Below are 20885 nucleotides of genomic sequence, written 5' to 3' on the forward strand. Positions count from 1 at the left end.
TCAGGGAGTCTGCGTCGGGAAGGTCCCGGTCGGGAAGCTCTGCGTGGGAAAGGTCTGCGTGGGGAAGCTGGGCGTTTGCGTCGGGAAGCTCGAGGTCCCGGTGGGGAAGCTGGGGGTCCCCGTCGGGAAGCTCGGGGTGCCTGTCGGGAAGCTCGGGGTGCCGGTCGGGAAGCTCGGGGTGCCGGTCGGGAAGCCTGGCGTCTGTGACGGGGTGCCCGTGGGCGATGGGCTCTGGGACGGGAACGGGTTGGCCGGCGGCGGTGGGTAGAGCTGGTAGACGCGGACCGAGCCGTACTGGAAGCGGAGCTCGGTCAGGCGGTCCAGGTTCTTCGGCGGTGCGCTGACGCGTTCGTCCAGCAGCAGCCACTGCACGCCGTACTTGGTCCGCAGTGTCTCCAGGTTCTCCCGCGTGGGGTCCGTGAACACCTCGTCGTTCAGCCGGAGGGTCTCCTCGTCCCAGTACTTGCTCTGCACGCCGTCCGGGTATGTATCGTCCACTCTGGTCTGGTAGGCCCAGCCCTGCACGAGCACCCGGCGTTCGGCGTACCCGGAGATCCAGTACGAGCCGGTGAGGCAGTGCGAGGCGCGGGCGCGGTGGCAGTGCAGGTTGGTGGCGATCAGGTCGTCGGACCCCGAGTTCCGTCGGATGAACCGCGCCGCGTCGATCCCGCCCGGTGCGATCGACTCGTACTCCGTCAGCGGTGGCGTGGCGAACTTCCGCAGCGACACCACCGTCGGCGACACGGTCGTACCCAGCAGCACCGCGACGGCGATGAGAGCCCAGGTACGACGTGAGCCGCGCAGGACGAGCCCGAAGACGCCGATGCCGATCGCTGCGATGACCAGTGCGACCGCCAGGCCCTGACCGAAGCAGTTGGCCGACGTACACGCGTCGTCCGACCGGTAGCGACCCCAATAGATCGCGGCGACCCCGATGAGGAGTGCAACGCCCGCGATGGTGAATTGCCGGCGATCCAGCGACGCCAGACCCCAGGTGGCCAGCAGAACGCCGTAGATGAAGCCGGTGCGGACGAAGTACAGCTGAGTCAGTCCGTCGTCGGACAGCACTGCCGCAGCCACGATCGCGGCAAGGAAGCCGACGACGAGGAACACCGGCATCGGATCGCGCTGCACGCGTCGCTTGATCAGCAGCGCGCCGACGGCAGGCTTGACCCAACCGATCACGACAACAGCACCGATCACCGCGACCGCGGACCCGCCGCCCATCCGGTCGGCCAGCTGGTCGAACGTCGTACCCGGCTTGAAGAGGACGCTGGACACTGCGCCGCCCAGTACGACGAAGAAGGTCAGTACGTAGGCCGCCGCAACGCTCACACCGAGCACCAGCGCGCGGAGGTTGAGACGCCCGGCCCGGACAGTCAGATAGACCCACGCTGCCGCCAGTCCGGCGGCGTAGATCGGGAGAGTCGTCGCCTTCGTGAGGGCGAGGGCCGCGATGAGCACACCGGCCGTGACGAACAGCCGGAACAGCTGACCGCGCGTCTGGCCGGGCTTGCGGCGTAGAAGCAAGGTGGTCACCGCGATGAGCGGCAGCAACAGCACTGTGGAGAACGCCTGCGGCGGGTTGGTCAGCTGACCGAGCGAGAACGGGCTCTCGGTGAGGACACGGTCAGACACAGCCCACGGCCAGGCAGTGAGGTCCCCGGCGACCACCGTCAGCCCAGCTGCGATCGGCGCTGCGACAGCGCGACCGGTGAACAGCATGCCAACGGCCGCAGCACCCAGCACGGTCAGCAGGATCCAGGCGAACGGTGCGATCCGGTGCGTCAGAACGTCGAGAGGGATGTTCGTGAGCCAGTGCGACGAGGCGATCTGGTCGTACGCCGCCCAGTGGCTGGTCAGCCATTTCCCGTCCGCAGAGGGGACCTTCGGCGGGAAGTGGTGCGTGAGCTCACCGGCCAGCGCGAGGTTGTGCGGTGCGTCGGAGTTCGGCCGCAGTGCACTCGCGCCGTTGAGCGGAATGAGCTGTGAGCCGACCCGCACGAACCACGCCGCCGCAACGCCGACCGCGACCATCACACCGGCCGTCGCCCACCATGGCGTGGGCCGCTCGGGCAGCTTGCGCCGTGGCAGCGCGCGGTACACCCCGACCGCCAGCGCAGGCATCAGCAGCGCCGCGAACGGCATCTTGAACAGCATCCCGATCGGGTAGAGCAGCGTTTCGACAGCCAGTCCGAACGCCGTCCCCAGTACTGCGTCCGCCAAGAACCATCCGGTCCCGCCGGTGAGCCGTCGCCAGAACATCGTGCCCGGTATAGCGATGATGATCAGGAGGTAGCCGAGATACGCGGCCGGCATCCAGGGCGGATGCTCCTGCAAGGCGACGAACCACGCCAGCGGAAGCACCGGCAGGCTCACCATCGCGGCCACGCGCGTCCCCCGGCCAGGTGTGGTCACCGGTGAAGTGTATGGGTCGCCGGAGTCGCCCGAGACGTTTACCCGTGGCGCGATCCCCTTTACACTCAGTAATCTCCCAGCTCTCGCACGGTTCGGGAGGTTCGATGGTCGCCCTCCACATCGCCGGTCTGCCGGTCGAGGAGGTTCTGCTTGCCGCCGTCGCTGCCGCGAGCCCGCTGATCGCCCTGATCGGCTGGGAGATCTCCAGCCGGGTCAAACGACTGAAATCCCTGGTCCGGCGTCGCGCCGTCACCCCGCCGCGGGAGCCACCGCGAGCCGGCGAGCGCACAAGCTAGGCTTTGGCCTCATGAGTTCGATAGCGCGTGGCAGGGTCAGGGAGTTGATGGGCGAGGTGATGACGGCGCAGGGAAAGAACTTGCCGGGCGACGACACCGCCGATCTGCGAGAGATCGGGTTCCGGTCGCTGGACTTCTCCGAGCTGGCCCTCCGGGTGGAGGACGAGCTGGAGGCCGAGCTGAACTTCGATGCCCCCGGGCTGCGCCGGATCGCCACTGTCGGCGATGTGCTGGACTTCATCGAGCAACTTCAGTCGGCGTGACCGCGCCGCGCCGGACCACCGCTCTCATCGGTGACGACAACACAGTGGTCGTCGCCGGGAAGAGCCTGACCTGGCGGACCCTGCACAAACTTCCGCAACTGCCCTCACCGGCTGCAGTCCTGGTCGACAATGGCGCCGACGCCCTCGCCGCGTTGCGTCACCACGCAGTCCACGGCACTGAGCTCCTGGTCGCCACGTCGTCCCGCGTCGACAACCGGATGCGGGAGGAGCTGGGTGAGTCCGGGTTCGCCATCGTTCTGCCCAATGGGGAAGTGACGCCGGCGAAGCTCAAGCGCGTCGAGGAGTCCGGCCGTGCCTGGCTGCTCACCTCCGGTTCGACCGGCCGTCCGAAACGGATCGGTCACACCCTGGAGTCGCTGACCACAGTCACCGGCGACCAGCCGCCGCGCACCTGGCTCCTGCCGTACTCACCCGGCACGTACGCCTGGTGGCAGGTCGTCACGCTCTCGCTGACCCACGCCGATCAGGGCGTGGTGGCGATCGAACCGGACGAGCTTGAGGACTGGCCGTCGATCGCCGCCACCCACGGAGTCACCGCGGCTTCCGGGACGCCGACCTTCTGGCGCCAGGCGATCTACCGTGACGCGGACGCGTTGGCCGCCGTACCGCTGGAGCAGATCACGCTCGGTGGTGAGCCGGTCGACCAGGCGATTCTCGACCAGCTGCGAGAGATCTTCCCGAAGGCCCGGATCTCCTGGATCTATGCGTCCTCCGAGGTCGGTGCGTCGATCGTGGTGCACGACGGCAAGGCCGGCTTCCCGCGCGAGTGGCTGGACCGCAAACCCGACCCGGACCGCCCGATCCTCTCGACCGACGGGGACGAGCTCGTCATCCGGTCGCCGCATCATGGCGCGGGGCTGGTCGGTGCGGTGCATACCGGCGACCGGATCGAGTACGTCGGTGACCGGGTGCTGATCACTGGCCGGTTGGACACCGACGAGATCAACGTCGGTGGGTCGAAGGTGTCGGCCGGCGTCGTACGCAATGTGCTGATGGGTCACCCGGGTGTCGCGTGGGCCCGCGTGTTCGCGCGCAGGGCGCCGCTGGTCGGCCGGATGGTGGCCGCCGAGGTGGTGCGGAATCCGACGTTGGGTCCGCTCACCCACAACGACCTGGTGCAGTGGTGCTCGAGCCGTTTGCCGGACTACGGCGTACCGCGGCGGATCACCTTCCTCGACGAGATCCCGCAGAAGGAAACCCTGAAGAGCGATGTCTGAACCAAGCATGATTCCGCCCGCGTCGGTCGTGCTGGTGTCGGGAGGATCGCGCGGCCTCGGGCTCGCGATCGTGACCGACCTGCTCACCAACGGCCTGAAGGTCGCCGCGTTCGCCCGGACCGTGACGCCGGAGCTGACGGCGCTCGGCGAGAAGTACCCGGACCACCTGTACTACGGCTCCGTCGACATCAACGACGCCCAGGCCGGGCAGGCGTTCGTGCGGGCGGTGGAGACGGCGCTCGGACCGATCGACGGTCTGGTCAACAACGCCGCCATCGGCCAGGACTCGCTGCACGTCCACACGTCGGCCGACCAGCTCGCGCAGATCATCCAGACCAACCTGACGTCGCCGCTGATTCTCACCCGCTTCGTGCTGCGCCGCATGCTCGCGAAGGGCCTGAAGGGCCGGATCGTCAACGTCACCTCGATCTGTGCGCAGCGCGGCTACCCGGGTCTGGTCGCCTACTCCGCCACAAAGGGCGGCATGGACGCCGCCACCCGGTCGCTCGCCCGCGAACTCGGCGGCCGCGTGCTGGCGAACGCCGTCGCGCCCGGCTTCTTCGCCTCGGAGATGTCCGCGGTCCTGGGCCAGACCCAGCTCGACCAGATCGTCCGGCGCACCCCCACCGGCCACCTGACCGAGCCCGACGAGGTCGTCCCCGTGGTCCGCATGCTCCTGCTCGACCAGACCAACATCAACGGTCAGGTCCTGGTCGTCGACGGCGCCGCCTCGATCTGACCCCTCCCCATCTGCCTGGCTGACCTACCAGAGGGTGGGTTGGCCACCCGGAATCCGGGTGGCCAACCCACCACGGTCTGGGTCAGCTAGGCAGATGGGACGATCGTCGGTCAGGCCGGCTTGATGTTCTGGTTGCGGTGGAACACGTTGTCCGGGTCGTACTTCGCCTTGATCTGCGCGAGCCGGTCGTACTTGTCGCCGTACGACGCCCGCAGCCGGTCCTCGTCCGGGTCGGTCATCCCGTTCACGTAGCCGCCGATGCCGCTCGCGTGCGGCTGCAGCGCGTCCCACAGGCCGCGGACCCAGGCCCGCTCGGCGTCGAACATCGACGGCTCCGGGCAGATCGCGATCGAGAAGACCGCATACCGCTCGGTCCGCCCGCCGCCGAAGGCCGTGGAGTCGTCGTCGGCCTCGAGGTACGCACCGTCGAGGTGGTAGAAGAGCACGACCGACATCGGCGAGGTCTTCCGCGGCACCTGTTCGGTGATCGCGTCGATCGCGCCGTCGGTCAGGGCATCGAGGTAGATGCCCTTCTCGTAGTTGTAGCGGCCCCAGTCGTTCGCCTCGTCGAGCATCTGCTGCAGCGCGACGTACGGCATCGGTGACGCGAACTCGAACAGCGGCGGCAGCGCGGTCCGGATGCGCTCGAGTGCGTCGGCGTGCTCCTGCGGGGAGCCGAAGCCGACCACGACCAGCGCATACCCGGGCTTGAAGTGGTGCTCCGCCGGGACGAACGGCGCGGGCGGCGCGTTCAGGCAGGCGATCACCACGTTGAGGTCGCGCGGCAGGCTCGGGATGACGTCGCGCGCCATCCGCAGCGCCTCGGGGCCCTGGTCGAGTCCGAAGAAGATCATGCCCAGTTGCACCATCGGCCCGGCCTCGTGCAGCCGGAACTCGAACTCGGTGACCACGCCGAAGTTGCCGCCACCGCCGCGGACCGCCCAGAACAGGTCCGGGTTCTCGTCCTCGGCCGCCCGCAGGATGCTGCCGTCCGCGGTGACGATCTGCACGGATTCCAGGTTGTCGATGCTGAGGCCGTGCTTGCGAGTCAGCCAGCCCATGCCGCCACCGAGCGTCAGTCCACCGACACCGGTGTGGCTGATCATGCCGGCCGGCACGGCCAGGCCGTGCGCCTGTGTGGCCGCGTCGAGGTCGCCCAGCAGCGCACCGCCGCCGACGCGGGCGCGGCGTGCCTCCGGATCGACCGTGACCTGGTTCATCCGGCTCAGGTCGATCATCAGTCCGTCGTCGACCGACGACGCCCCGGACATGCTGTGTGAACCGCCGCGGACGGCGATCTCCAGGTCGTTCGCGACGGCGAACCGGATCGCGGCCTGGACGTCTTCGGCGGTCCGGGCCTGGGCGATCACCGCCGGACGCCGGTCGTGGTGCGCGTTCCAGAGTCGCCGCGCGTCGTCGTACCCATCGTCGTCCGGCGCCAGCACGGTCCCCTCCAGTGCCGCGCGCAGTTCGTCGAATCCAGCTTCCGCAAGCTGAGTCATTGCGTTTCCTCCCCGATTTGGTGCTGTCAGGCTGGTGCCCGTTCCCCCTGCGACAGCGTCCTTTTGGACAGATCTTCGTGCGCTGTCTTCAGCCAGGCTTCAGAAACGCCGGGTTTTCCACAAGGGATCGCAATCCCGTTTGGGCGGGAACTTCGCCGGGTGTCAGACTCGACCGCGTGAGTGACGACGAGATCCTGCGATTGTTGCCGATCGCTGCCGCCGTCGTTGCCCTGAGCGACGATCGCGCCGACGCCGAGCTGGCCCGCCTCGGTGCGTACGACGAACGCGACCAGGCGCAGGTCGATCGTTGCCTGCAGGGGTTTCTGACCGGTCTGCTCCGGACGACGTGGGAGCGCGGCTGGTCGCCGGCCGATGTCGTTCAGCACGGGCGACGGCAGTTGGATGCGGGTGTCGAGCCGCTGCTCCTGGCCGCGATCTCCGCCGAACACCAGGCCTACAAGCCCGCCACGATCGACCCGGGCTGGCTTGACCAGCTCACGGACCTCGGTGTCTCGCCACCCTTCACCGGCCTCGACCTGACCGCCTGGGCCGCCGAGGCCCGCGTCGGCCGCTACCTCACGCTCCACCACGCCCTTTCCCTCGCAGGCTTCCTCCAGACCCTCCCGATCCTCGCCCGCCTCTACCCCCTCCCTGGTACGCCGGTACGTCGCGGCGAACATCACGTCGTACCCGTGAACGGGAAGGTGCTGGCGCGGATCCGGGGTCTGCTCGCGAAGGCGGAGGCGACGGAGTTCCCGGACGAGGCGGAGGCGTTGTCCGGCAAGGCGCAGGAGCTGATGGCGAAGTTCTCGCTCGACAGTGCCCTGGTGGAGGCGGATCCGGCGGTGGAGATCCCGGACGACTCGGCCGGCCGGCGACTGTGGGTCGACACGCCGTACGTGTCGGCCAAGGCACAGCTGGTCGGTGCCGTCGCGTCGGCGAACCGCTGCCGCACCGTGGTGATCGACGAGTTGGCCGTGGTCACGATCGTCGGTGCCGACCTGGATCTGCAGCTGACCGAGATTCTCAGCACTTCCCTGCTGGTGCAGGCGAATCGGGCGATGCTTGCTGCGGGCAAACACTTCGGCCGGCGCGGCGAATCGCGAACGCGGTCCTTCCGGCAGTCGTTCCTGATGGCCTACGCGCAGCGGATCGGGGAGCGGTTGCAGGCCGCCGCGGCGGCGACCCAGGCCGCCGTACCGCAGGCCGATGCGGGGCGCCTGTTGCCTGTGCTGACGAAGCGAGAGGAACAGGTGGACGCGCTGTTCAGCAAGCTGTTCCCGAACACGACCACGCGGCGGACCCGGATCACCAACGGCGCCGGCTGGGAGGCGGGGCTGACCGCGGCCGACCAGGCGCAGCTCGAGGCTCGCCGGCAGGTACGCCGGTGAGGGCACACGAAACCACGATCCCGGATGTGCTGCGGATCGACCTTGAGGTGCAGCCGAGCGACGACGGCTGGTTCAAGGAGAACTTCCACCGCGCGAAGCTGGAGCAGGTGGGAGTGCCTTCGCTGGATGCGGTGCAGCACAACGTGTCGTACTTCGCCGAGGCAGGGATCATTCGCGGGATTCATGCCGAGCCCTGGGACAAGTACCTGTCGCCGTCGGCCGGCCGGGTGTTCGTCGCCCTGGTGGACCTGCGCCCGGGCGAGACCTTCGGTGCTGTTGAGACGTTCGAGTTGGGCGCCGGGCAGGCGCTCTACGTTCCGCGCGGGTGCGGGAACTCGTTCTGCACGCTGACGCCGCACACGGTCTACAACTTCCTGGTGAACGAGTACTGGTCGCCGGAGCGAGTCACGGTCGACCTGTTCGATCCCGAGCTCGCGATCGACTGGCCGTTCCCACGCGACCAACTGAGCTGGACCGAACGCGACGCGGGCAACCCGACGCTGGCCGAGATCAGGACGCTGACTGAGGCCGTGAGCCAGCCGGCCTGAGGCCGCACAGGATGATGTCGAGCAGCCGCTGGGCCTGCTCGGGCTCCATGTCGCGGCTCATGTTGATCCCGCCGACCAGACGCATGATGTCCGCCAGGTCGAGCTCGGGCCGCACCTCGCCGGACGCCTTCGCCTTGTCCAGCAGCAGCTGGCCGGCCTCCCGGACATTGACCTTGCAGGTCTGGAAGAACTCCGAGTCTCTGCCCAGGGCAACCGTCAGCTCGCCGGCCAGGGACTTCTTGGAGATGGCGTAGCCGACGAAACTGCGCAGCCAGGCGGCCAGCGCGTCGAACGGCTCGAGCTCTTCGGCGAAGCCGTACGCCCGGTCGCAGACCGACTGGATCTCGTCCACGTAGACCGCCTCGAGCAGGGCGGTCCGGCTCGGGAACCGGCGGTAGAGCGTACCGATGCCGACGCCGGCCCGGCGGGCGATCTCCTCCAGCGAGGTATCGGCGCCGTTCTCGGTGAACGCCTCGCGGGCGGCCGTGACGAGCAGGTCGTAGTTGCGGGCCGCATCCGCGCGGGTCGGCCGCATGGACGGCAGCGGTGGCGTGCTCATCAGCCTCCTCACGGATCGCAGCAGTCGAAGTTCCCGAAGAATATCGCTTGCAAAGCGGAGGGGGCCTCCGTATTGTATCCGGAGGAGCGCTCCGCTTTCTGTCTCAACTGTAGCCCCTCCGGGGTAAGGAGCAATATGTCGGCAACAGCCGCGGCGCCGTCCGGCGCCACCCCAGGCACGCCCGCGCGGCGGCCGGGGGTCGTTCTCGCGGTCATCCTGATCACGCAGTTGATGGTGATCCTCGACGGCACCGTGGTGAACATCGCGATGCCCAAGATCCAGCACGCGCTCGACTTCAGCCCGTCCAGCCTGTCCTGGGTGCAGAACGCCTACGCGCTCGCGTTCGGTGGTCTGCTCCTGCTCGGTGCCCGGGCCGGCGACCTGCTCGGTCGCCGCCGGGTGTTCGTCACCGGTATCAGTGTCTTCACGCTCGCCTCGCTGCTGGGCGGTCTCGCGCCGAGCGCGGAGCTACTGCTCGCGGCCCGCGTCCTGCAGGGCATCGGCGGTGCCATCGCCGCACCTGCCGCGCTGACCCTGCTCATGCTCACCTATCGCGAAGGTCCCGAGCGGCTGAAGGCGCTCGGCTACTACAGCCTGGTGTCCTCCGGCGGTGGCAGCGTCGGTCTGGTCCTCGGCGGGATGCTGACCGACTGGGCGTCGTGGCGCTGGGGTCTGTTCATCAATGTGCCGATCGGCATCGGCCTGGTCATCGCGGCCCGGCGGGTGCTGACCGAGACCGCGCCGGAGACCGGCCGGTTCGACGTGGCCGGTGCGCTCACCTCGACGCTCGGCATCACCTCGCTCGTGTTCGGCTTCATCCGGGTCGCCGACGTCGGCTGGACGTCGGCCGAGGTCCTCGGTGCGTTCGCGGTCGGCGTGGTACTGCTGGTCACGTTCGTCCTGGTCGAGCGCCGGGTCAGCCACCCGATCGTCCCGTTGCGCCTGTTCCGGTCGGCCAACCGGTCGGCGTCGTACGTGACCATGCTGCTGGTGGTCGGGACCATGTTCGGGATGTTCTTCTTCCTGACGCAGTACCTGCAGGGTGTGCTGGAGCTCAGCCCGCTGGCTGCCGGTCTGGCCTTCCTGCCGCTGACCCTTCTGCTGTTCACCGCCTCCCGGGTGGTGCCGAGGCTGATCGCCCGGATCGACAGCGGCAAGCTGATGCTCACCGGCTCCACGCTGGTCGCGCTGGGCACGGTGTGGCTGACGCAACTGGACGCGAACAGCACCTACCTCGCCGACGTGGTCGGTCCGATGCTGCTGTTCGGCCTGGGCGCCGGGATGATCTTCATCCCGCTGGTCAGCCGGGCCATCTCGGGCGTCGCGCCGGAGGATTCGGGGGCCGCGTCCGGCATGCTGAACGTGGTCCAGCAGGTCGGCGGCGCGCTCGGCCTGGGCATCCTGGTCACCATCTTCGGTACGGCGAGCCGCAACTCCACCTCGACCGTCCCGCGCGAGGTGCTGACCGACGGCGTGCACGCGGCCTTCATCGGATCCCTGGTGTACGCCGTCCTGAGCCTGACGATGATCGTGGTCAGTGTCCGGCCGTGGAACTGGTTCCGGCGCGGTCCGGAGCCGCTCGAGGCGACTCCGGAGCCGGTCGTCGTGGACTCACACGTCTGATCAGAGCGGTAGGCGGTAGGTGATCCACTTGCTGTGAATCGAGAAGCCGAGGCCTTCGTACAGGCCGAGCGCTCCAGTCGGGTTGTCGGCATCGACGCCGAGACCCGCGCGCTGGAAGCCGGCCTGTACGGCCTCGGTCAGCACCTTCGCCAGCGTGGCCCGGGCCAGCCCGCGGCCGCGGTAGTCCCGGAGGGTGCCGACCTGGCCGATGTACAGCTCCTTGATCCCGGTGGCCTCCGTGTCGGCGACCCACTCGTAGCCGAGCACGTACGCCGCGATCGTGTCACCGTCCAGGACGACGTACGACTGTCCCCGGCGGAAGGCGCGGGAGCCGGTGACCCAGTTCTTCCAGCTCTCCGGGTCCCGCGGGGTCGAGCCCCAGTGGTCGCGGAAGGCCTCGTTGTGGGTCACCCGGAGGTCCTCGTCCATCACCGGGTCGAACTGCGCGAGCCGCAGTCCATCGGCCAGCGCGGCCTCGGGCACCGCGGAATCCAGCGGGCGCTTCATGTCGAAGAAGTAGCGGCACTCCTCGAAGCCGAAGGTCCGCAGCAGCCGGTCGGCGCCGACGTTCGTGCTGATCGTCGCGGTGTTGATCTCGCCCTTGGTGTCCGGGTGCTTCTCGGTGTGGACCTCGCCCGCACGCTGGATCAGCCACCGCAGCATCGCCGTACCGATCCCCTGCCGGCGCCACTCCGGATGGACGGTGCCCTCTGTCCGGATCCGGGCGACGTCCACCACCGAGCTCGAGGCGTAGACCTTGCCGTACGCGATCATCCGCCCGCCGGCCCACAGCCCGACGGTGTCGCGGGAGGTGTCCAGTTGGGCATCCTCCAGCTCCTCGATCAGGTCGTCGGCGTCGTAGTTCTCGCCCTCCTGATCGACCTTCTCCCGCGCGGCGAGCAGCTCGGCCCACGCTTCCGCATCGCCCTTGTCGATCGGGCGCGCGTCGATCCCCTCCGGCCAGGTGATAGTCCCCATGGCCCGAAGGTACGGGGTGGCTCCGGCCGGAGCACGTGAATTACTGCAGTTGCTCGCAGAGCCACCGCACCGCGAGCGGATAGCGGTACTCGATGCCGCCGTGGGTTCCTTCGAACAGCTCGAAGTGCACACGGTCCTCGGGCACACCGGCCTGCTGGACCTCCCGGTGGAACGCGGTGGCACCGAAGTCGAGGTAGAACTCGTCCTGCTTACCCGCATCGATCCAGACCGCGCGCAGTGAGCGCAGCGCATCGGCGTACTGCGGCTGGCGGGCCATCTCCACCGGGTCGTTGGCCAGCCAGCGCTCCCAGACCTCCGGGATGATTCGGCCCAGGTCGTCGTACGGCAGGAGCACGGTGCCGTCGGGTTCAGCCGAGTACGCCGAGGAGTAGCCGTGCATCTCGAGCATGTGCAGGTCCTCGTTCGTGGTCCGGCCCGCCTTGGCTGCGAACGACTCGAAGAACTTCTCGTAGCTGCCGTCGTACTTGTCCCGCAGCGTCCGCGCCCGGGCGGGGAACTCCGGCGTGTAGCAGACGCCGAAGGCCGCGTCCCCGGCATGCGTCGCCAGCGCGCCGAACACGTCCGGCCGCAGCATCGGCGTCACCATCGCGGTGTAGCCGCCGCTCGACTTGCCGGTGATGGCGCGGTGGTCGCGGTCGGCGATGGTCCGGTACTTCGCGTCGACCCAGGGCACGATCTCCTCGCACAGGTACGAGTGGTACTGCCCGGTGCCGGGGGAGTCGAGGCACTGGCTGCCGCCGTACCGCGTCCAGCTGTCCACGAACACGACGATCGCCGGCGGTACGTCGCCCGGTGCGAAGAGCGCGTCGAGCAACTCCGGGAACGGCTGCCGGAACGGCGTCCGGTTGAACCACATCCCGATGTGCCCGGTGTATCCCATCGTCACGTAGATCGCCGGGTAGCGCCGGTCCGAGTCGTCGTACCCCGGTGGCAGGTAGACGAGCACCGGCCGCTCGTGCGGATCACCCAATGGGTTCCCGCGCAGCAAGGCGCTGTCGTACGTCGTCTGCTCGAACCGGCCGGCCAGATCCGCGGACCACGGCAACATGGGCAACTCCTTCAGGTCTCACATGGCGACTGTCACATTGCGTCAGGGGCCGCGATACCGAGCAGGCCGAGTCCATCCTGCAACACTTTCCGGGTCGCCGCGCAGAGCGCGATCCGGCTGGCTCTGGTCGCGCCCTCGCTCGTCAGCACCGGGCACAGCTCGTAGAACGCGGATAGCGCGGCAGCGACCTCGTACAGATAGGTGCAGAGCCGGTGTGGTTGGAGGGTCTCCGCGACTTGGACGACCGTGCTCGCGAACCCGGTCAGCAGCAGTGCGAGTCTCACCTCGGCCGGGTCCTTGAGGCCGGTCACCTCGCCGCCGGATGCGCCGGCCTTGGTGAGCAGCCGGGTCAGCCGGGCATGCGCGTACTGGAGGTACGGCCCGGTGTTGCCGGTCATTGCGACCATCCGGTCGAGGTCGAACACGTAGTCGTTGCCCCGGTCGCTGGACAGGTCGGCGTACTTGACCGCGCCGATGCCGACCGCGCGTGCCGTCGTCTGCCGGTCGACGCCGTCGCGACCCTCCAGCAGTGAATCGGCCCGCGCCACCGCCTCGTTGAGCAGGGCGGTCAGCTTGACCGTGCCGCCTGCCCTTGTTTTGAAGGGCTTTCCGTTCGGTCCGAGCACCGTTCCGAAGCTGACGTGCTCGGCGGTCGTTGTCGCTGGCAACCAGCCGGCCGTCCTGGCGAGGGTGAAGATCTGGTCGAAGTGCAAGGACTGCCGGTGGTCGACGACGTACACGATCCGGCTGGCGTGCAATGTGTTCACGCGGTGCCGGACGGCGGCGAGATCGGTAGCGCTGTAGCCGAAGCCACCGTCGGACTTTCGTACGATCACCGGCAGCGGCTGGCCGTCCCGGCCGAGGAAGCCGGGCAGGAACGCGCACAACGCACCCTCGGACTCGGTCAGCAAGCCCGCGGCCGACAGCTCGTCGACGATCGGCTGAAGGTCGTCGTTGTAGGCGCTCTCGCCGACCACATCGTCCCGGGTCAGCGCGGATCCGAGTAGCGCATACACCTGCTCGAAGTCGTCCAGCGACACATCGACCATCCGCCGCCAGATCGCCCGCGTCTCCGGATCGCCGGACTGCAGCGCCACGACCCGCAACCGGGACCGGTCCGCGAACGTGCCATCGGCGTCGAATTGCTTCCGGCTCCGCTCGTACAGCAGCTGCAATCCCTGCAGATCAAGGGATTCCGGGTCCAGCTCCTCATCCTTGAGCTGCTCGATCATCATCCCGTACTGCGTGCCCCAGTCGCCGACGTGGTTCTGCCGGATCACCTCGTAGCCGACGTACCGCAGCACGTTGCAGAGCGCGTCACCGATCACGGTCGACCGCAGATGGCCGACGTGCATCTGCTTCGCGACGTTGGGCTGCGAGTAGTCGACGACGACTCGCTCGCCGCGCGGCCCGAACGTCTCGGGCTCGTTCACCGCCGCGGCCAACGTCTCGGCCCGCAAGGTCAGGTTGACGAACCCCGGACCGGCGATCTGCGGTGGTTCGCACAGGTCGTCGACGTGCAGCTCAGCGATCAGGCGTGCGGCGATCTCCCGCGGCGGCCGGCCGAGTGCGTTCGCCAGCCGGAGCGCGAGGTTGGTCTGGTAGTGGCCGAACTCGGGTCTGGTCGCCGACCGCAGTTCGGGATCGAGTTCGCCGTACGACGGACCGAAGGCGGTCGCGGCGGCAGTGGACAGTCTGGTGGCCAGGACAGGCAGAACAGCGGACATGAAGGGTCCTTCAAAGGGAGACGCACTGGAACAGGGGCTGAGGTGTTCAGACAGTGCGTCGTCGTCGCAGGCTGAAGCGGGGGCGCAGGGCGCTCACGGACTCCAGGCTGGTCGACATGGCAGCCATTATGCATGAAGGTGCGGCGAGGCTGCCGGAGAGCGGTCGTGCAGCGGCACGATCGGCGGTACGTCGGTCTCGCCGAGGAAGACCCGGCGTACCACTCGCTCCGCCGCCTGGCCATCGTCGTACTCGCAGAACTTCTCCCGGAACAGCTGACGGTGCTTGGACGCCTCGGCCGACGCGAACGCGCCGGTCTGCAGGATCGTCAGCAACTCCTCCGGCGACCGCGCGACCAGCCCGGGCGGGAACTCGGTGATGTCGAAGTAGGTGCCGCGCCGGCGATTGTAGAAGCGCTGATCCTCGGCCAGCAGGACGACCGGGCGGTCCAGGTTCGCGTAGTCGAAAGTGATGGAGGAGTAGTCCGACACGAGGACGTCGGCGGCCAGCATCAGGTCCTCGACCCGCGGGTGCCGGGACGCGTCGACCACCTTCCCGGAGTCGACGTCCGGACTCGTCGACAACGAGTAGTGCGTTCGCACCAGCACCCGACCGTGCTCGCCGACCGCTCCGGCCAACCGGTCCAGGTCGAGGTGGATGCCAGTGCCGCCCAGATCGACCACGCCGGTCGGAGTCCGGATCGAGTCGATGCCGTCGCGGAACGTCGGCGCGTAGAGCACCACGAGGTGTGAGTCGTCGAAGCCGAACGACGCCCGGATCGCGCGGACCTCGTCGATGCTCGTGGTGAGCAGGCGGTCGTTCCGCGGGTAGCCGTACTCGAGCTCCTCGAAGTACGCCGGATAGGTGCGCTCCCAGATCTCGGACGAGTACCGGTTCGACGACAGGTTGAAGTCCCACCGGTCGACCTGGCGCATCAACTCGTCCAGGTCGAGGTCCTTCGCCGCCTGGGGGAAGTGCCGCAGGTCGGTGCCCATGGTCTTCAGCGGCGTACCGTGCTGGGTCTGCAGGTGGATCTGCCCATCCCGCTTCTCCAGCTCCTTCGGCCAGTTCATGTTGCTGATGAAGTACGTCGCCCGGTCCAGCAACTTGCCGTACGCCGGGGAGCCCGCGACGACGTACTCGACACCCTCCGGGACGGCGGCCACGTGGTCGGAGTCGACGACCCAGACGCCGCGCAGGTGGGGCGCCAACTCGGCCGCCTTCTCGTAGATCGCCCGCGGGTTGCACGCGTACTGCTTGAACCAGTACGCCGTGTAGGCCGCCAGGTTCGGGTCCAGCTTCGCCCGGTGCAGCAGCTTGCCGACGGTCTTGCGCGGACTCGGGACCTGCAACACCTTCGCGCTGAGCTTGAGCGTCGAGTACGTCGCATAGTCGTCGTGGATCAGCAGCCAGCGTTTGAAGCCGCGGCCGGTGCGGTCAGAGGTGTACCCCTCGGGCTTCCACCGCTTCGCGAACGCGTGCGCGGCGTGGAAGAAGTCGGCCCGGTCGTCCGGATCGATCCGCTCCGGCTTGGCCAGGACGGTGAGGATGTGGTCCAGCGACCGGTCGAACGCGAACCGCCGCCAGCCGGCCAGCTCCGGGTCGGACTGGATGAACGCGTGCACCCGGTCGTACTGGCGGAAGATGTCCCACTGCCTGCGGCCGCCGGTGGCGTGGATGTTGCCGCCGGTCCGGTGCTGCCGGTAGTGCACGACCACCCGGTCCAGGGTGGCGATCCGCTCGGCGGTCAGCATCGTCGAGTACGTCCACGGCGCGTCCTCGTAGAAGCCGTCCGTGAACGCGAACCCGTGCCGGCTGAGGAAGTCGCGCCGGCAGGCCTTGTTCCAGACCACTTCGAGGAAGGTGAGGAAGATCGGCCGCTCGGCGGCCGTGAACACCCCGGCGCCCTCCCGGGCGAACGCGTCGTGCCGCCGGTTGCCGACCACCCGGCCGTCCCAGAAGATCCGCTCGTAGTCGAACAGCACGATGTCCGGCCGGTCGGTGTCATCGATCCGGTCGGCGATCGCCTCCAGCGAGCCGGGCAGGTACAGGTCGTCAGCGTCCAGGAAGAGCACGTACTCGCCGCGGCACTCCTTCAGCCCGGCGTTCCGGGCCAGGCCCAAACCGACGTTCTCGTCCAGGTGCAACGCCCGCACCCGCGGGTCGGCGGCGGCGTACTCGTCCAGGATCCGGCCGGAGCTGTCCCGATCGGCGTCGTCCACCCCGATGATCTCGAAGTCGGTGAACGACTGGCTCAGCACCGAGTCCAGGCACGGTCGCAGCCACGCCCGCGAGGCATGGCAGGGGACCACGATGCTGAACTTGGGGACGGTGCCGAGCGCCATGCCACGTCATCCTAGGGTGTCGCTGGTGGTCCCACGCCGTCGCGAGCAGGTGCTCGGCGCGGTAGCTCGGCGTGCTGGAGTGAAGGCCTCGATGCGGATCCATCATGGTCTTTGCTCCAGTGCGGCGAGATGCCGTGCCGAGTGCCGCGCAGTAGGCGTGGGACCACCAGCGACGCCCTAGGGTGCAGGTATGAGTCTTGATGTGTTCGAGCCACTGGGCGGGCTGGAGGGGGTCGGGTCGGCGGCCCGGGCGGCCCGGGACGCGGTCGACGTACTGCTGCGGGACCGTGGTCTGCGCAAGGTCGGCTCGGACATGACCGCCGAGGCCCTGTTGCGCGGCGCCCACGCGTCCGCCGCGCTGGCCGGCAGCCCGGCGACGCTCGACGAGGTACGCCGTGGCGCCGCCGATGGACTGGCGACCGGAGCAGTGCGGATGACCGGTGAGCTGATGGCGCTCGCGCCGCGGGTGGACACCGCGCCGGTGCAGGTCTGGACCAGACTGCACCAGTTGGCGGCCGCCGACCTCGGACCGGACGAGCAGTTGGGCCATCTGCGGACCAGCCGCGAACCACTGCCCGACGACATCCCGGGCCTGCCACCGTCGCCGCCCGCGGACGAGATGTGGGAGCGGTTGAGCGCTCTCGCCCAGAACCTGACTCGCCCGACCAAGGCGCCCGGCCTGGTCGTCGCGGGCATCGTGCATGCGGAACTCGCCGTCCTGCGCCCGTTCCCCACCGCGAACGGACTCGTCGCCCGGGCCGCCGAACGCTGCCTGTTGGTTGCCCGGGGCATCGACCCGGTCGGGGTCACGGTGCCGGAGCTTGGTCACTACGAGTTGGCCGGATCGTATGGATCGGGCCTCGGCGACTACGCAGCGCGAGGATTGACCGGGGTTCGTGACTGGTTATTGCGGACCTGCGAAGTCCTGACACTCGGTGCCGAACGGTCACCGCTGGTCCGGTCGCAGTAACGTGCGAACGGCGTTCTCAGATGAGAACGCCGTCGCTGGCACGCCATCCTGGTTACCATGCGTGCACCTGATTGCCGCCACAGGACTAGGCCTGGGTCGCGCTGCCCGGTTGGGATGGGCTGGTCGCCGCGTGGGTGCCTGGCTGCCGTGCAATCTCTACCGGACCCGGAGGTCCTTTGTGCTTCCTTTGTACTCCTGAAAACCCTTTCTGGGAAGGGGAAGCTCGGTCTTCATGCAGTTGAGAACAATGAAGCAACCTTCAGCTATCAGGGCCGCCGCCCAGGCCGTCCGGGCCCGGCCGGGACCGCCGGCGCGACGCCAGCAGGAACACCCCGGCGGCCAGTCCGGCGACCAGGCCGGCCGCCATCGCGGGACGTCGTACCTCACGCAAACGTGACCGTTCGGCCAAGCCGACGGGCTCCTTGAAGTCGAGGACCGGCCAGTCACGCTCGGCAGCGAGCCGCCGCAACGCCTTGTCCGGGTTGACCGCATGTGGGTGACCGACCGTGGCCAGCATCGGTTCGTCGGTGATGGAATCCGAATAGGCGAAGGAGTTCCCGAGGTCGTAGCCCTCGGCAAGGGCCAGCGCCTGGATCGCCGTCGCCTTGTTGGGGCCGTAGGCGTACTCCGCGATCTCACCGGTGTACTTGCCATCGGCAACTACCATCCGGGTGGCGATCACCTTGTCCGCGCCGAGCATCGCGCCGATCGGCTCGACCACCTCGACTCCCGACGACGACACGATCACCACGTCCCGGCCGGCTGCGTGATGCGCCTCGATCAGCTCCACCGCCTCGTCGTGGATCATCGGCGTGACGATGTGGTGGAGGGTGTCCGCGACGATCGCCTGCACCGTCCGGACGTCCCATCCGGTGCACATCGCGGAGATGTATTCCCGCATCCGCTCCATCTGGTCGTGGTCCGCCCCGCCGAGCAGATAGACGAACTGCGCGTAGGCGCTGCGCAGGACCGTCCGCCGGTTGATCAGCCCGCCGGCATAGAACGGCCGCGAGAACGCGAGCGTGCTCGAACGGGCGATTATGGTCTTGTCCAGATCGAAGAAGGCGGCGGACCGGGTGGTCCCGAGGGGCTCCATGAGGTCGAGCATAGGCATCGGAGAGAAACGCCGAGGGGCCTGGGCTTTTGTGTCGGCCGGTCTCCCGTTAGACTGTGGAGCAGTGTGACAGTGACACTGGCTCGGGACGCCTGATCGGCATTCTTGGGCGCTCGGTCCACACGTGCTCGGTCGCAACCGAATCGAGATGTGTGAGATCCGATCTTGGGGGGTACATACCCCCTGACAGTGGCAGACTGTCGCCTCCTGATCGGCCCCCGGCTCCTCCCCCCGAGCCCGTGGCCGAAGACGGCCCCCGGTCACCCCCCCGCCGGGGGCCGTCGCCTTTCTACCGGCGGATTTCGCAACGGTTATGTCAAGAATCTGTATGTTCTTCACTTTTTCGCAGCGTGAGAGCGCGTTCACTTTATGCAGGGTCTTGACAATGTAGTTAGGCAGTCACAGTTTGTAATGCATGAACCCGCCTGCACACCGCCCCCAGGCCGCGATCATTCCCGTCCTGCTCACGCTGCTTCTCGCCCTCGCGGGCCTGGTCCTGGTCCCCTCGACCGGGACGGCCGCCACCAATCTCGTCACCAACGGATCCTTCGAAACCGGCACCACGTCCGGGTGGTCCTGCCCGGCCGGCACGGTCTCCGGCTCGGCCCGCACCGGTAGCTACGCGCTCCAGGCCACCCCGAGCGGATCCGACATCGCCCGGTGCTCCCAATCGATACCGGTACAGCCCAATACGGCGTACACACTGTCCGCCTGGGTCAAGGGATCGAACGTCTATCTGGGCGTCGACGGTGGACCCAGCACCTGGACCACGAGCAGCACGTGGAGCCAGCTGACAGTCCCCTTCACGAGCGGCGCTTCGGCCACGTCCGTGACCATCTACCTGCACGGCTGGTACGGACTCCCGGCGTACCAGGCTGATGACGTCGTACTGGATGGTCCGGGTGGGACCGCGGACACCACGCCGCCGTCGACTCCTGGCGGACTGACGGTCGGCAGCCCGACCTCGAGTTCGTTGCAGCTCAACTGGTCCGCCGCGTCGGACGCGAACGGCATCGATCACTACGACGTGGTGCGCGGGACGTCGGCCGCACAGAACGTCGGCGCCGTGACCAACTGGACCGCGACCGGTCTGAGCCCGAGTACGACGTACAGCTTCAAGGTGCGGGCGTGTGACCCGAGTGGCAACTGCTCGCCGTACGGCGCCACCGTCTCCGGCACGACCTCCAGTGGGCCGACGAACCCGCCGGCCAGCGATCTGCCGAAGCACATCGTCACCGGGTACTGGCAGAACTTCAACAATGGTGCGACGGTGCAGCGCATCTCCGACGTACCGGCGGCGTACGACCTGATCGCTGTCGCCTTCGCCGATGCGGATGCGTCCCGGCCGGGTGCCATCACCTTCACCCTGGACTCCGCCGGGCTCGGTGGGTACACCGTCGCCCAGTTCAAGGCGGATATCGCCGCGAAGAAGGCTGCCGGGAAGAAGGTCATCCTGTCGGTCGGTGGCCAGAACGGCACCATCTCGGTCGGCAACTCCACCGCCGCGAACAACTTCGCCGGCAGCGCGCTCGCCGTACTGCAGGAGTACGGGTTCGACGGGATCGACATCGACCTGGAGAACGGCGTCAACGCGCAGTACCTGGGTCAGGCGCTGCGCAGCCTGCAGGGCCAGTTCGGCAGCGGTCTGGTGATCGCGATGGCACCGCAGACGATCGACATGCAGAGTACGTCGTTCGAGTACTTCAAGCTCGCGCTGGCGATCAAGGACATCCTGACCGTGGTCAACGTGCAGTACTACAACTCCGGGTCGATGAACGGCTGCGACGGTCAGGTCTACTCGCAGGGCACGGTCGACTTCATCGCCGCGCAGGCCTGCATCATGCTGCAGGGCGGACTCCGGCCCGACCAGGTCGGCCTCGGCCTGCCGGCGTCGTCCCGTGCGGCCGGCAGCGGGTATGTCTCGCCGACGGTCGTCAACAACGCGCTGGACTGCCTGACCAAGGGCACTAACTGCGGCAACTTCAAGCCCAGCACCACGTGGCCGGGGCTGCGTGGCGCGATGACGTGGTCGACCAACTGGGACGCGTTGAACGGCAACGCGTTCGCCAACCAGGTCGGATCCCACGTCCATTCACTGCCCTGACCC

General features: G+C 68.2%; 17 protein-coding genes. 9 read left to right on the forward strand and 8 right to left on the reverse strand.

Features of this window, described 5'->3' with window-relative positions:
- On the reverse strand, positions 1 to 2418 hold the full coding sequence (locus tag E0H73_RS27490; RefSeq protein ID WP_238164297.1) for a hypothetical protein: 2418 nt from the start codon (positions 2416 to 2418) through the stop codon (positions 1 to 3).
- 104 nt (positions 2419 to 2522) lie between these two features.
- On the opposite strand from E0H73_RS27490, the gene E0H73_RS27495 reads away from it, so the two are divergent.
- Genes E0H73_RS27495 through E0H73_RS27510 form a run of 4 tightly spaced genes read left to right on the forward strand, consistent with a single transcriptional unit; the run spans position 2523 to position 4954 of the window.
- Complete coding sequence (locus E0H73_RS27495) at positions 2523 to 2714, forward strand: hypothetical protein (protein ID WP_131361475.1); 192 nt, start codon at positions 2523 to 2525, stop codon at positions 2712 to 2714.
- 11 nt (positions 2715 to 2725) lie between these two features.
- Positions 2726 to 2977 carry a phosphopantetheine-binding protein gene (locus E0H73_RS27500; protein ID WP_131361476.1) on the forward strand — a complete coding sequence of 84 codons (252 nt, stop codon included), beginning with the start codon at positions 2726 to 2728 and terminating at the stop codon, positions 2975 to 2977.
- Complete coding sequence (locus E0H73_RS27505; protein WP_131361477.1) at positions 2974 to 4215, forward strand: AMP-binding protein; 1242 nt, start codon at positions 2974 to 2976, stop codon at positions 4213 to 4215. The genes E0H73_RS27500 and E0H73_RS27505 overlap by 4 nt, the downstream gene beginning before the upstream one ends.
- Positions 4208 to 4954, forward strand: coding sequence for an SDR family NAD(P)-dependent oxidoreductase (locus E0H73_RS27510; RefSeq protein WP_131361478.1), 747 nt, complete (start codon positions 4208 to 4210; stop codon positions 4952 to 4954). Before E0H73_RS27505 ends, E0H73_RS27510 begins: the two co-directional genes overlap by 8 nt.
- Positions 4955 to 5064: 110 nt before the next feature.
- On the opposite strand, the gene E0H73_RS27515 is transcribed toward E0H73_RS27510, so the two are convergent.
- Complete coding sequence (locus E0H73_RS27515) at positions 5065 to 6456, reverse strand: FAD-binding oxidoreductase (protein WP_131361479.1); 1392 nt, start codon at positions 6454 to 6456, stop codon at positions 5065 to 5067.
- A 176-nt stretch (positions 6457 to 6632) separates the two neighbouring features.
- Between E0H73_RS27515 and E0H73_RS27520 the strand changes: the two genes are divergently transcribed.
- Both E0H73_RS27520 and E0H73_RS27525 read left to right on the forward strand, forming a co-directional pair.
- Positions 6633 to 7847, forward strand: coding sequence for a DUF2786 domain-containing protein (locus E0H73_RS27520; protein WP_238164300.1), 1215 nt, complete (start codon positions 6633 to 6635; stop codon positions 7845 to 7847).
- Positions 7844 to 8395 (forward strand): dTDP-4-dehydrorhamnose 3,5-epimerase family protein, encoded by a 552-nt coding sequence (locus E0H73_RS27525; RefSeq protein WP_131361480.1) that lies wholly within the window; start codon positions 7844 to 7846, stop codon positions 8393 to 8395. Before E0H73_RS27520 ends, E0H73_RS27525 begins: the two co-directional genes overlap by 4 nt.
- On the opposite strand, the gene E0H73_RS27530 is transcribed toward E0H73_RS27525, so the two are convergent.
- Positions 8358 to 8954, reverse strand: a complete 597-nt coding sequence (locus E0H73_RS27530; protein ID WP_131361481.1) for a TetR/AcrR family transcriptional regulator — start codon at positions 8952 to 8954, stop codon at positions 8358 to 8360. The genes E0H73_RS27525 and E0H73_RS27530 overlap by 38 nt on opposite strands.
- 135 nt (positions 8955 to 9089) lie before the next feature.
- Here E0H73_RS27530 and E0H73_RS27535 point away from each other — a divergent pair, with 135 nt between their 5' ends.
- The gene (locus E0H73_RS27535) at positions 9090 to 10577 is read left to right on the forward strand and encodes an MFS transporter (protein ID WP_131361482.1); all 1488 of its coding nucleotides are present in this window, start codon (positions 9090 to 9092) and stop codon (positions 10575 to 10577) included.
- Here the strand turns inward: E0H73_RS27535 and E0H73_RS27540 are convergent, their stop codons facing one another.
- From E0H73_RS27540 to E0H73_RS27555, 4 genes are all read right to left on the reverse strand, one after another.
- Positions 10578 to 11555, reverse strand: coding sequence for a GNAT family N-acetyltransferase (locus E0H73_RS27540; RefSeq protein WP_131361483.1), 978 nt, complete (start codon positions 11553 to 11555; stop codon positions 10578 to 10580). It abuts the gene before it with no gap.
- Between the two features lie 40 nt (positions 11556 to 11595).
- Positions 11596 to 12624 (reverse strand): alpha/beta hydrolase-fold protein, encoded by a 1029-nt coding sequence (locus tag E0H73_RS27545; protein WP_131361484.1) that lies wholly within the window; start codon positions 12622 to 12624, stop codon positions 11596 to 11598.
- Between the two features lie 32 nt (positions 12625 to 12656).
- Positions 12657 to 14351: an arginine--tRNA ligase gene (gene argS, locus E0H73_RS27550; RefSeq protein WP_131361485.1), complete on the reverse strand. Its 1695-nt coding sequence runs from the start codon at positions 14349 to 14351 to the stop codon at positions 12657 to 12659.
- Between the two features lie 126 nt (positions 14352 to 14477).
- Entirely contained in the window at positions 14478 to 16694 is a 2217-nt protein-coding gene (locus E0H73_RS27555) for a bifunctional glycosyltransferase/CDP-glycerol:glycerophosphate glycerophosphotransferase (RefSeq protein ID WP_131361486.1), read from the reverse strand.
- A 190-nt stretch (positions 16695 to 16884) separates the two neighbouring features.
- On the opposite strand from E0H73_RS27555, the gene E0H73_RS27560 reads away from it, so the two are divergent.
- A complete protein-coding gene (locus tag E0H73_RS27560; protein ID WP_131361487.1) occupies positions 16885 to 17664 on the forward strand; it encodes a Fic family protein in 780 nt (259 codons plus the stop codon).
- 259 nt (positions 17665 to 17923) lie between these two features.
- Here the strand turns inward: E0H73_RS27560 and E0H73_RS27565 are convergent, their stop codons facing one another.
- Positions 17924 to 18772, reverse strand: a complete 849-nt coding sequence (locus tag E0H73_RS27565; protein ID WP_131361488.1) for an HAD family hydrolase — start codon at positions 18770 to 18772, stop codon at positions 17924 to 17926.
- A 421-nt stretch (positions 18773 to 19193) separates the two neighbouring features.
- Here E0H73_RS27565 and E0H73_RS27570 point away from each other — a divergent pair, with 421 nt between their 5' ends.
- Positions 19194 to 20882 carry a chitinase gene (locus E0H73_RS27570; protein ID WP_131361489.1) on the forward strand — a complete coding sequence of 563 codons (1689 nt, stop codon included), beginning with the start codon at positions 19194 to 19196 and terminating at the stop codon, positions 20880 to 20882.
- The last annotated feature ends 3 nt before the right edge of the window (positions 20883 to 20885 follow it).

Source organism: Kribbella pittospori, from assembly GCF_004331465.1.
GTDB classification, from domain to species: Bacteria; Actinomycetota; Actinomycetes; order Propionibacteriales; family Kribbellaceae; genus Kribbella; species Kribbella pittospori.

Bases quoted from the DNA above. Each gene is read 5' to 3' on its own strand.
- E0H73_RS27495 (WP_131361475.1), top strand. From the start codon at position 2,523: ATGGTCGCCCTCCACATCGCCGGTCTGCCGGTCGAGGAGGTTCTGCTT.
- E0H73_RS27500 (WP_131361476.1), top strand. From the start codon at position 2,726: ATGAGTTCGATAGCGCGTGGCAGGGTCAGGGAGTTGATGGGCGAGGTG.
- E0H73_RS27510 (WP_131361478.1), top strand. From the start codon at position 4,208: ATGTCTGAACCAAGCATGATTCCGCCCGCGTCGGTCGTGCTGGTGTCG.
- E0H73_RS27515 (WP_131361479.1), bottom strand. From the start codon at position 6,456: ATGACTCAGCTTGCGGAAGCTGGATTCGACGAACTGCGCGCGGCACTG.
- E0H73_RS27530 (WP_131361481.1), bottom strand. From the start codon at position 8,954: ATGAGCACGCCACCGCTGCCGTCCATGCGGCCGACCCGCGCGGATGCG.
- E0H73_RS27535 (WP_131361482.1), top strand. From the start codon at position 9,090: ATGTCGGCAACAGCCGCGGCGCCGTCCGGCGCCACCCCAGGCACGCCC.
- E0H73_RS27540 (WP_131361483.1), bottom strand. From the start codon at position 11,555: ATGGGGACTATCACCTGGCCGGAGGGGATCGACGCGCGCCCGATCGAC.
- E0H73_RS27545 (WP_131361484.1), bottom strand. From the start codon at position 12,624: ATGTTGCCGTGGTCCGCGGATCTGGCCGGCCGGTTCGAGCAGACGACG.
- argS (WP_131361485.1), bottom strand. From the start codon at position 14,351: ATGTCCGCTGTTCTGCCTGTCCTGGCCACCAGACTGTCCACTGCCGCC.
- E0H73_RS27555 (WP_131361486.1), bottom strand. From the start codon at position 16,694: ATGGCGCTCGGCACCGTCCCCAAGTTCAGCATCGTGGTCCCCTGCCAT.
- E0H73_RS27560 (WP_131361487.1), top strand. From the start codon at position 16,885: ATGAGTCTTGATGTGTTCGAGCCACTGGGCGGGCTGGAGGGGGTCGGG.
- E0H73_RS27565 (WP_131361488.1), bottom strand. From the start codon at position 18,772: ATGCTCGACCTCATGGAGCCCCTCGGGACCACCCGGTCCGCCGCCTTC.
- E0H73_RS27570 (WP_131361489.1), top strand. From the start codon at position 19,194: ATGAACCCGCCTGCACACCGCCCCCAGGCCGCGATCATTCCCGTCCTG.